Consider the following 10,446-nt stretch of genomic DNA (forward strand, 5'->3'; position numbering starts at 1 on the left):
GTCCTGTTCTCTTAGTCCGGCCGGGTGCGTTGCGCCGCCCGTTCGGCCCGGCGCATCGCCGCCGCAACGCGGTCGGAAACCGGTGTGCCCGGTGAAGTGGCCGGCTTCTCGTCCGGCGTCTTGCCCGCATCGCTGACGGCCTTCACCGCAACGGCAAGGCTGCCGATCAGGTCCTCGAGATCGCCCTGCTCTTCCGGTTCCTGCCGGGCAAGTTCTTCCGCCCGTGCATCCCATTCCTCATCCGTCCAGTAAGGCACGTTGAGGCGGATGGCGGCAGCGCGCGACTGATTGAGCATGTCGAGCACTTCGTTGCGCTGCCCATCGGGCAGTTTCCACACCCAGCGCGGATAGCCGTTGCGATCCTTTTCCTTGATCCGAACCTCGGATGTGGCCTGCTGATAGAAGGCATCGCCGAGACCAACGGCAAAGCTGATGAAGCCCGGCTGTTCGGGATCATCCTTCCGGAAATCCCGGTAAAGCCCCATCTTCATCACCGAGGCGTTGAAGTTGAAGAACCGCGTCGACCATTTCTGTTTCTTCGGCCTTCCGCGCTTGTCATATTCGCGCACCTGACTGAGCAGCGGTGCGGCATCGCGATTATCGCCGCGCACCATGATCACTTTCGAACGCGGATGGCGCCGGGCCCAGAACCAGACATCCTCGGTATAGGCATTGCCGTCGATCGCGACACGGTCGACCTCGCGCATCCGCCCGTTCTCGTCCGGCCAGCGCTTGGCAATCAGCCGGTCAAGCGCCTCTATGACCTGATATTCCGAGATATGGCCCGAATGCTCGCGATAGCCCGGCAGGTGACTGCCCGCCCGGCTGTCGATCACGCCATAGTCGATGACCGCGCTCATCTTGTTGCGGCCCCAGCCGCGAAGCAGCCATTCGACGCGATCGCCCTGGACGTCGATGCCGATAGTCAGCGCCAGCATGTCGCCGGGAACAACGCCGCGCCGGAAGCCGGTTTCCTCGGCCCGGTCGCGCAGGTCTTCCCAGGCAATCGCCTTGTTGTCGGCCTCATAGGCAAGCCCGAGCGTATCGTTGAAGAACACCTGCTCGGCGCCGGCGCCCTTTTCCTTGTCATCTTCCCCGCCCGACTGAACCTTCAGCCAGGCCCGGGCAATCGCCTCCCAGCTTTCAAGCGGCGAATACGGCACCCAGATATGGAACGAGCGGTGATAACGCGCCCGTTCCGGATATTTGGCCACCCAGTAGGCGCCATTTGCCGGGTCGACCATCCACTGGCGATGATGCTCGTGGATCTCGCAGCCGCAATGAACGCAAACGAAGTGCGCCTGTTCGGGATGCTGCGGATCGATGTGATCGCGCATATTCTCCCATTCGAGCGGCTGTAGCTCATGGCAGTGCGGGCACGGCACATGATAGCGTTCCTGCGTTCCCGCGAGATAGTTGGCCGTGATCCGGCAGCCCGGCGCAATCAGCGGCGTCGAGATCTTGAAGACCTTGCGGTTGAAGAAGGCCTTCGACCGGCTGTCGGCCTGGCTTTCCGGATCGCCCGCCTCGTTATAGACCCATTTGGCCAGATCATCCTGCACCTGGGCGCGCGGCGAGATCATCGAAAGGCCAGCGGCCGAATTGGCGCCGGCCGCCTGTACAGCACCCCGCCCGTCGACCCGTTCCTTGTAGAGGATCGAATTGCCGCCATCGCGGCCGGCTTCGGGGAACAGAGCCCGCACGGAGACGGTCTCGCGCAGGAGCGGCATCAGCTTGGTCTTCGACCAGCGCGAGGCGTTTTCTTCGGTCGGATGGACATAGAGGAAATCGCAAGGGTCGAGATCGAGCGTTCCGAGCAGAAAGATGTTTGCCAGCACCGTACCGCCGACCTGCGCCGACTTCGACAGCGTGACGATCGAGCACGGATCGTCCGGCGACAATGCCCGCAGGATCTCGGAGAAGAACGGGAACATGTCTTCCCGATACGGTCCCGGAAAGGCCGAGATGCGCTCGGAGAAGACGATATTGCTCTTCGCCCAGCCGAGATAGTCGACCGGCGGCGGCGGTTCGCACGCACTTGCAAGCGCCTCGAACTTCAGCCGCTCCGGATTGAACAGCATGGTCATTCGGCGCCCGCCTCTTCCTCGATCATCTCAGGCGTTTCGTCGCGATCACGGCGAAAGGCTTCCGCCGCTTTCACCCGGATCTCGCGCCACTTGCGCGTCAGCGCCTTCTGGATATCGCGCTGGGGAAAATTGAAAGCTTCGGCAACGGCCGTTGCCAGATCCGGCAGTCCCTGTTCCATCACCTTGAAAGCTTCCGACGATGCCCGGCCGATCTCGCGGCGCACATCCTCGGTGCGGGTATAGATCCCGGCTTCCGCCTTTTCCTGCCGCTCCATCTGGGCGGTCTTGTATCGCTGTTGCTGCAGACGCTCGCGGGCGAGCTGTTCGGCAAGGTCTTCCTCTTCCTCCTCATCGTTGGCAGGCGAGCGCAGCGGCAGTTCCGCCGCGCTCGCCCGGCGCTCGGCACGCGGGAAATCAGCCTGTTTCTTGCATGTTGCTGTAGGGGCTTTTCCGTTGGCGCCGTACCCTTGGGAGGGATCGATGGTGAGGCCGAGCTGGCCAATGGCAATTTCTGGACGGATACGGGCAAACCGTCCCTCGCCGTCGATCGCCCTGCCATGGATCTGGCCGGCGCTCAGATATTGCGAGACACGGCCCGCGGATACCGAGATCAGGGCCGCGAACTCGGCCTTGCTCATGCTGTCCGGCATGGTTTCCATGGTGGCTAAACTCACCTCTGACTTTAATTTAGGCTTGGACTTTAGGCTTCTGATCCGGGCTCAGACTGGCGAACCCGCGCGGTGCCAAATACCCGCGTGGCGAAGGGCCACAGGAAGGACCCAATGTTCGTTTCGGGGGGCAGCCCGCCCCCGTCGTGTTATGTCGGGGATTGCCCCGCATCGACGGAGCAGAGCCCCATACACGAGGAGACGGACCATGGGAGAGGATACATTATTTGTCGGGCTTGACGTCCACAAAGAGACAATCGCTGTCGCTGTGGCGGAAGGCATACGTGGCGGTGAAGTGCGTTATCTCGGAGAGATTAGGAACTCACACGAAGCCGTTCGACGTCTGGTCGCCAAGCTCGGGAAGCATGAAGCCATACTCCGCTTCTGCTACGAGGCCGGTCCCTGCGGCTATGTCCTTCACAGGCAACTGACAGATCTCCGTCAGGATTGCATCGTCGTTGCGCCATCTCTGACACCGGCGCGCCCTGGAGACCGGGTTAAGACAGACCGCAGAGATGCCGTCCTGCTGGCACGCCTGCATCGCGCCGATGAGCTCACCGCAGTCTGGGTTCCCGATGAAGGACATGAAGCGATCCGCGACCTGGTGCGGGCCCGCACGTCGGCGATGGAGAATCGGCGTCGGGCCCGACAACAGCTTGCCGGTTTCCTTTTGCGGCACGGCCGCATCTACAGATCGGGGCTAAACTGGACGAAGAAACATCGGCGATGGTTGTCAACGCTCCGATTTGGACATCCTGCACATCAGATTGTCCTGCAGGAATACGTCGACGCTGTCGATGATGCCGACAAGAGGCTTTCCCGGCTCGAAACACAGATAAAGATGTTAATCCCAGAGTGGTCACTGGGGCCAGTCGTGCAAGCGATCCAGGCCATGCGTGGCGTGAGGCTCATCTCAGCCGTCACCATCGTCGCAGAGACCGGCGATATAAACCGCTTCGATACGCCGCGGCAGTTCATGAGCTATCTCGGTCTCGTGCCATCAGAGTATTCCAGTGGAGGCAGCACCAGAAGGGGCGGAATCACCAAGGCAGGTTCAAAAGAGGCCCGACGCGTCTTGATTGAAGGTGCATGGGCCTACCGATGCCATGCGGCTGTCGGATCAGAACACTCAGGCAGACTGGAGGCACTTCCCAAACCTGTCAGAGACATCGCTTGGAAAGCACAGATCAGACTGTGTGCCAGATACCGGCGCCTGAGTTCACGCGGAAAAGTGCAGACTGTTGTAACCACAGCAATAGCCAGAGAGATGGCTGCCTTTATCTGGGCCATCGCACGCCATGTTCATCCGGCGTCGCCCGCCGCCTGACGATGGGATTGAGAGCAGAGAAAGGGGAAAGTTCAGTTCATCATCAATGACGCGTATTACTGGGGGCAGAGCAATCCAGGGAACCCTCGAGGGTCCTTAGTGACCGGCCACTCTCGCAGAGTTGGCCGACGTCCGCAGGAAGACAGCAGGCGAGCCCAAGACGGATCATCGGTCCTGCGGTAACCAACCCGCGTATCAGAGTGTGATCTACCGTCGTCTTATCTGCTCTGCCCCCTGCAATACGCGTCGCATAAACTTCCAACACGGCGGGGCACCTGCCCCGTCAAACGGATCAGTGTGCAAGAAACTTGACAAACGAACATCAGAGGACCCGTCGCGATGTCGAATGGAGTTGAGGTCAGGTCTTCGGGAAGACCTTCTTGAAGGCCCGGCGGAATGTCCGGTCCTTCTTCTGCCGCACCAAATCGGCAACAATCTCATTGAGCTTCAGCCGCTCCGAATAGGACGTCATCCGCACGAACAGGATCACCGGATAGAACTCTCTTTCGCTGCGCCCCGAGAACCAGACGCCCGGGAACAGGTCCGACCGCCCTTCCGGCACGAAGAACTGGTTCGGTTTCGCCCGGCGCTTGCGCCGCTTCGAGCCGCTGGCAACCCGCGTTGCCCCTGCCCCGCGATAGTCGATCCGAAGATCCCGCATCACGCGATTGAGAAAACCTTGCGTCATGTTGCCGTACCGGTCGAGCGGTGTTCGATCCGCCGGCACGGCCACCTGATTGCGCGCCATCAGCCCTCGGCCGATCAGCTGTTCCTCGAACGACTTGTGCCGGCGCATGCCGCCATGGATTTCCGGACCGAGATAGGCCGCTGCCGGCAGCCCACCCTTTCGGCCCGATCCGCCGACCACGACAGCCGATACCGGATTGTGCTCGCTCGCCTTGTCATAGATGATCCCGCGAATGGCCCGCTGCGTCGGCCGATCGAACACGACCTTCATCTTCGCCCGCACATCCCGCATGCCGTCATAGGCCAGCCAGTTCAGCGCCAGCGCCTCCGCCTTTGGCAGGTCACGGCGCTGCGCAGACGTCAGTTTCGCCTCGAAGCGCGTCAGGTCGATGTCGATATGGGCGGAGAGCATGGACGAAATTCCCTTTTGCCCTAAACGCAAAAAGGCGGACCGCTTTCACGATCCGCCCTTCATGAGGATGCAACACACCCGCCCGCTTTTCATCAAAAATATCTCATAGCGTGCATATAAGTCAATATGCAACTAAAGTATACGACTATGCGTATCAAACTCTCTATTCGAAGTGGGAGAAGACATAGCTTACGCACTGGCCCTCAATCGCATCTGCCGATCGGCTATCGTGAGGGCGGGGTTCGGGCGCGAGAGCGAAGGTCACTGAGAACCGAATCAACCAATGGCTCTATAAAATTCATAACTTTTCGAGAATTGCAAGAGGCAAATTTACAGGCGTTTTCTGACCGAACATATCCACCTCGACCACAACGTCGCCCTTGCCCTTGCTGTTGGGCGTGACGACTCCGGCCTCAAGCCCCGCAAACATCCCCTCGCCGATGCGCACCCGTTCTCCGGCAACAACCGCGATCTTCGAGACTCGCTCCCAGTCGAACCGGCCATCGCCGGCTTTCTGCATGATCCGGACAACCCTGTCGTTTTCCAGCGCAAACGGGCTGAGCCACCCGCCCAGCACTCCGCGCACATGCTCGAAGCCCAGCAGCGCATTGACCGCCGTCTCGGACAAGGCGAACCGAACCAGCACATAGCCTGCCATCAGCGGAATATCCTGCGGCGGCAGAACCTTGTGCCGACGTCGCCGCTTCGGCCCTTTTCGCGTCGGAGACAGCGCCTCGGCGCCACACTCCGTCAGCGCATCGCAAACGGCCCGCTCCCGCCCGGTCATCACCTGCAGAACATACCACGGCGCGTCCTTCGCTGCCTCTTCGGCCAGTGCCGACCGGCCGGAAAGCCGGATCAGCCTAAGCCGATCCTCGAATTTCAGGCCATAGGCCAGATCGACCGAGGTTCCGATCTTCCGATATTCCGTCATTGCGCCGCCTCCAGCTGTTTCGCCCTGTCCAGTTTGCCGAAGAACGCTTCCAGCGCTTCGCTTGGCGTTCCGGCCCTAAGAGGCGGGAAATAAACCCATTCCACCCGGCCCATCTCCGGCAGAAACGGCCAGCCACGCGCCGCATGCTCAACCTCCCATGCCGTCCACTGATCGCCGCCGACCCGCACCGCCTCGAAGTCGGCCCCAAGCAGTGCGATCTCGCCGGAAACCCGCATGCCCTTGCCGGGAAAGCGGATCGCCTGATCGTTCATGGCATTGACGGACGTCCAGCCCATCTTGGCCATGCGTTCACGCCACAGCGCCTTTCGGTCTGCCCGCCCTTCTGCGATTTCCAGTTCCTGAAACCGCGTCAGCGCCGGCAGTCGTGCGCACGGTTCGCCAAGCCGGGCAAATCGTTCCGCCATCCAGGCCTTGCCGAAGGTCGCGGCAATCACCGAACCGCCCGCGCCTTCCAGGCCCTCCGGAACAGCCGTCCAGCGCTTTTCGCGCAGATAGGTGCTGGCAGCGAACTTTACCGTGCGGCCGTTCATAGCTTCGAACGCCAGAAACCCCGGCAGCATGGCATCGGCAGCCTGCCGCTCTTCCGGCTGCAGCGCCTGCCATTCGGCAAACGCCCGTTCGTCGCTGTCATCGCCAAAGGTCGGCCACTGCCGATAGAACTTCAGGAAGGCCCGGCGCACGGCCTTACGGTTCTCAGCCTCAGTCATCCTCGTAGTCCTCCACCTTCCGCGCTTCGGTCGCAGTGCCGATCATCTCCCGCACGGCTCTTGCCCTGCGTCGGCGGCGCTCGCGCTCTTCCGGGCTCAGGTCCCGCCGGGCGCGTTCCGCCTCCCGCTCTTTCGCCGCTTCCGCCTGTTCGTGCTCGATCCTGAGCAGGTCCCGGTCATGCTTCGCCGCCGCATCGACAAGCGCCGAAAGCTCGGCAGGCTTGGGCAGGAACGACTGGAATTTCGGATATCGGCCGAGCCGCAGGTTCTCGAACACCCGGCGAAGCGCGCCGATTGGCTTGCCCCGCATCGCCTCGGCATAGAACTGCCCGGCTTTGTCGGCGTTGACGCTGTCGGGGATCGCAAAGCCACGGTCCATCAGCGCATCGAGCATGATATCCGACTGCCGTTCGTTCGCCGGCTCAAGAGCCTTGCGCAACCTTCCAATCTCCCCGGCTGATGTCGATAATTTTACGATCTTCGCTGCCATCGTCCTGCCCCATCCGTTTGCGCAAACTGTCCCGAGCGCGCTGATTGTGATCCCTGATTTCGTCGCCGCGTGTCGACTTGGAGGGCGATGCCCGGGGCCCGCCCTGCTGCCGCTCCTGCATCCAGCCCGGCTCGAAGCCCTGCCAGCCGCGGCCGATCATGGTTTCGGCCGCAGCGTCCGGATCCGGCATCAGCGCAAACCGGCGTGCGAGCAGTTCGGCTGCCCGGACGGTCAGGTTTTTCCGCAGTGCCTTGCGATGTTCGATGACGGCATCGGCAACCTCCGGCGAAAGCACGTCGCAGAGAACCGATTTGGGCGATTTCTTTGGTGTTCCTTTAGGAACACTTTCTTTCTTAACTCTGGCTTCTGGCTTTAGCATTGCAGCTGCATTGCAGGTGCTATGCGCCTGCATGCTCGCCTCATTGTTTTCATTGCCTTTTTTCCAGCGTTTTTTCGCGGCCTGTTTTTTGTCTTCCGAACTTTTTTCGCGAAATTGAAATTCTTTTTCCACGCGACGGTTCCAGAGACCGCCCTCCGACCGGATGATTTTCCCGTCATCGAGGAACACATCGAGGTATTGGGAAAACACCTTTTTCGTGCAGCCACATTGCCGCGCCAGCCGCTCGTGGTTCTCGGTCAGCGGCTCGCCGCGCTCATACATCAGCGCCAGCAGCGTGAAATACACGCCCATTTCCGCCGCCTTCATGCCGCGCGTGGCAGAAAGCCAGTCGGACATATAGAAGCGGACATACGGCATCTCGCTCATGGCAAAGCCTCCATGGCACCAGGTCTTGAATTATAGCAAAATACGATTTCCAGCTTGCGCAGAATATCGCCTATAGCTATATTCAGCACATGAAGACGATCCGCTATACCAAGGCTGCGATGAAGAGCATTCAGCGCATGCAACCAAAGCGCCGCAATGCAATCATCGCCAGGATCGAGGCTTTCGCGGCTGGTGAAACGGTCGATTTGAAGAAGCTGCAGGGCAGCCCCTATTTTCGCATCCGCGTCGGTTCCGACCGCATCATCCTTGATGATCAGGGGTTGATCGTCATGGTCATCGACGCAGGTCCGCGCGGCGGCATTTACAAGGAGTGACACGCCATGGCCGAAGTTCAGAAGATCACTATCGAAGGCAACAATTACGTGCTGCTGCGCGAAGCCGATTACGATGACATGCTCGACAGCCTGCACGCCCGCGCGATCATGGCCGGCGTGGAAGCCGGAGAAGAAACCTATCCGCACGAACTGATTGTCGCGCTTTCCGATGAGAGCCAGAGCCGCCTGCGCGTGTGGCGCAAATACCGTGGCCTGACCATGAAGGCGCTCGCAGAAAAGGCCGGCATTTCCCAGCCCTACCTGTCGGATATCGAAAACGGAAAGGCCGATGGCTCCATATCGGCCATAAAGGCGCTCGCCGCTGTCCTCGATGTCGATATTGATGACCTCGTGTAAACGCTGACTGGCGGCAAAGGCACGGCGCACCACCCCGGAAGTCTCGCAGCCGACAAGAACAAGCAGTTCGGTCATCCCGTCGCCCTCCGGTGCGCCCGCCAGGGCGGCAGTTCCTGCAGAAGCTCATAGATGCCCTCGGCAATCGCCGCGCATTTCCGCTTCTGTGGCCATGACAGCTCGCCGGCGCCAAGGGCATCAGACATGCGCCGTTGCGCCATGGCATAGGCACGGGCATCGTCGGCCGATATCCGCTCATTGCCGCAGCACACCGGGCACCGACGGCGATTGCCGGCCAGATAGCCCTGCCCTGCACAATGCGGGCAAAGAATTCGGGTAATCCTCGCAGCGCTCACAGCTTGCACTCCCGAACGATCCGGTTCTGCTGAACGCCGATTTCTTCGGCACGTCGCTGCAGATCGAGCGCGGTATTATGCAGGCGCTTGCCCTCCGCCTTATGAGCCGCCAACTCGGAGCGGAACTTTTCGTAGTCGGCCTTCCATTCCGAGTGCAGGCGCCGGTATTCGGCAAGCTTCGGGTTTTCGTTGGCAGGCCCGAACATGAAGTCGCGCACCTCCGCGACCCATGCACGCGGCACGCCCAGATCCTGCGCCACCAGATCATCCGTCCACGGAGCGATATAGCCCTCGTCATCGTAGACATCGGCAATCTTGTCGGCGACGATGCGCCGGTCCTCACGCTGCATTTGCGGAGGCGGTTCCGCCCGCTTGGCCGCCGTCGTTGCCGTTTTCGTCTTTCGTGTCGCCATCGCTTCAGAGCCTTCCGTCGTTGTCAGGTCGACGCAGGCAAACGGCCTGTCGTCGTAGTCATTGCCGCCGCAGCGGCTGCAAAAGGAAAAGCCGCACACCGAAGTGATCCGGCAGCGGCTGGTGTCTCGCTGCTGTTGCGTGTCGGCGGTCATCTCAAACCTCGCCTTCGCATCCATGCGTCTTGCTCTCCACGGCGTGGGCAACGCGCATGAAGTTCGCGTATTTTTCGAGGATTTCGGCCGCTTCGCGCGGATCTACCTTGCCGTCGGCAACGGCCTGGATCATGGATTGCGACAGCGCATGAAAGGCGTCCTGAAATGCCCCGATATCGGCAATGTCCAGCCCACCGCCGGCACTATCGGCCCCGTCATCGCGCACGAGCCGATAACCGAGAATCCGTGCCATCTCGCCGACGATGACCGGCGCGCCGGCCTCCATGTCGGCCTCGACGGCAATATCGATCGCCATCACATGCTGGGTCTTCCGGCTGGGGTCATGGGTCCAGCATTTGGAAAGCTGCCCCTGCGTCACCCGCGTCACATATTGAAATCGCTCCGGCCCGCCGCCTTGCACGACCGAACGGCGGGAAGCCTCGCGCAGGCCATCAACAGCCTTCTGCGCTAGCAAACGCTGCATCACTGCACCTCGTTGTGAGAATTATATTGGGGGAAGCATTCACGGCGGCCGACCGATCGTGGTGCTATCAAAAAGGCACCGTCGTTGTGTCGGAGCGCATGAAATTCAAAGACTGGCGAGGGGATGCATGAATGCCGGTGGCCGGCCAGAGGAAAGGCAAAGAAACTGCTCATCGCGCAGCATCTCCCTGCGGCTTTTCAGGCCTTGCTGTCCCGTTCGGCCACTCTGCACGGTCAGGCCAATGCTCCGAGA

The 10,446-nt window shown here is 61.0% G+C and carries 13 protein-coding genes; 3 read left to right on the forward strand and 10 right to left on the reverse strand.

Translation table 11 applies throughout. The annotated features are described in order from the left end of the window. Positions 1-11 precede the first annotated feature (11 nt). Positions 12-2,087 (reverse strand): phage terminase large subunit family protein, encoded by a 2,076-nt coding sequence (locus tag AZF01_RS11070; RefSeq protein ID WP_024709661.1) that lies wholly within the window; start codon positions 2,085-2,087, stop codon positions 12-14. After that, entirely contained in the window at positions 2,084-2,746 is a 663-nt protein-coding gene (locus tag AZF01_RS11075; RefSeq protein ID WP_024709660.1) for a hypothetical protein, read from the reverse strand. Before AZF01_RS11075 ends, AZF01_RS11070 begins: the two co-directional genes overlap by 4 nt. Positions 2,747-2,963: 217 nt before the next feature. On the opposite strand from AZF01_RS11075, the gene AZF01_RS11080 reads away from it, so the two are divergent. Then, positions 2,964-4,082, forward strand: a complete 1,119-nt coding sequence (locus tag AZF01_RS11080; protein ID WP_061449872.1) for an IS110 family transposase — start codon at positions 2,964-2,966, stop codon at positions 4,080-4,082. Positions 4,083-4,440: 358 nt separating this feature from the next. Here AZF01_RS11080 and AZF01_RS11085 read toward each other — a convergent pair whose 3' ends face one another. The 5 genes from AZF01_RS11085 to AZF01_RS11105 form a co-directional block, all read right to left on the reverse strand. Further along, complete coding sequence (locus AZF01_RS11085; protein WP_024706384.1) at positions 4,441-5,181, reverse strand: hypothetical protein; 741 nt, start codon at positions 5,179-5,181, stop codon at positions 4,441-4,443. Between the two features lie 298 nt (positions 5,182-5,479). Beyond that, positions 5,480-6,115, reverse strand: coding sequence for a transcription termination/antitermination protein NusG (locus AZF01_RS11090; protein ID WP_024706383.1), 636 nt, complete (start codon positions 6,113-6,115; stop codon positions 5,480-5,482). Continuing rightward, positions 6,112-6,843 carry a hypothetical protein gene (locus tag AZF01_RS11095; protein WP_024706382.1) on the reverse strand — a complete coding sequence of 244 codons (732 nt, stop codon included), beginning with the start codon at positions 6,841-6,843 and terminating at the stop codon, positions 6,112-6,114. The genes AZF01_RS11090 and AZF01_RS11095 overlap by 4 nt, the downstream gene beginning before the upstream one ends. After that, complete coding sequence (locus tag AZF01_RS11100; protein WP_024706381.1) at positions 6,836-7,282, reverse strand: hypothetical protein; 447 nt, start codon at positions 7,280-7,282, stop codon at positions 6,836-6,838. The genes AZF01_RS11095 and AZF01_RS11100 overlap by 8 nt, the downstream gene beginning before the upstream one ends. After that, positions 7,266-8,099, reverse strand: coding sequence for a YdaU family protein (locus AZF01_RS11105; RefSeq protein WP_024706380.1), 834 nt, complete (start codon positions 8,097-8,099; stop codon positions 7,266-7,268). The genes AZF01_RS11100 and AZF01_RS11105 overlap by 17 nt, the downstream gene beginning before the upstream one ends. Before the next feature lie 137 nt (positions 8,100-8,236). Here AZF01_RS11105 and AZF01_RS11110 point away from each other — a divergent pair, with 137 nt between their 5' ends. Then, complete coding sequence (locus AZF01_RS11110) at positions 8,237-8,434, forward strand: type II toxin-antitoxin system RelE/ParE family toxin (protein WP_244435492.1); 198 nt, start codon at positions 8,237-8,239, stop codon at positions 8,432-8,434. 6 nt (positions 8,435-8,440) lie between these two features. Next, positions 8,441-8,791: a helix-turn-helix domain-containing protein gene (locus AZF01_RS11115; RefSeq protein ID WP_024706378.1), complete on the forward strand. Its 351-nt coding sequence runs from the start codon at positions 8,441-8,443 to the stop codon at positions 8,789-8,791. 71 nt (positions 8,792-8,862) lie between these two features. On the opposite strand, the gene AZF01_RS11120 is transcribed toward AZF01_RS11115, so the two are convergent. The 3 genes from AZF01_RS11120 to AZF01_RS11130 are packed head-to-tail and all read right to left on the reverse strand — an operon-like array spanning position 8,863 to position 10,194. Next, positions 8,863-9,144, reverse strand: a complete 282-nt coding sequence (locus AZF01_RS11120; protein ID WP_152534428.1) for a hypothetical protein — start codon at positions 9,142-9,144, stop codon at positions 8,863-8,865. Continuing rightward, positions 9,141-9,710: a hypothetical protein gene (locus AZF01_RS11125; protein ID WP_152534427.1), complete on the reverse strand. Its 570-nt coding sequence runs from the start codon at positions 9,708-9,710 to the stop codon at positions 9,141-9,143. The genes AZF01_RS11120 and AZF01_RS11125 overlap by 4 nt, the downstream gene beginning before the upstream one ends. A gap of 1 nt (position 9,711) precedes the next feature. Then, positions 9,712-10,194, reverse strand: coding sequence for a hypothetical protein (locus tag AZF01_RS11130; protein ID WP_024706375.1), 483 nt, complete (start codon positions 10,192-10,194; stop codon positions 9,712-9,714). Positions 10,195-10,446 lie beyond the last annotated feature (252 nt).

The sequence above is a fragment of the Martelella sp. AD-3 genome (genome assembly GCF_001578105.1).
Taxonomy (GTDB): domain Bacteria; phylum Pseudomonadota; class Alphaproteobacteria; order Rhizobiales; family Rhizobiaceae; genus Martelella.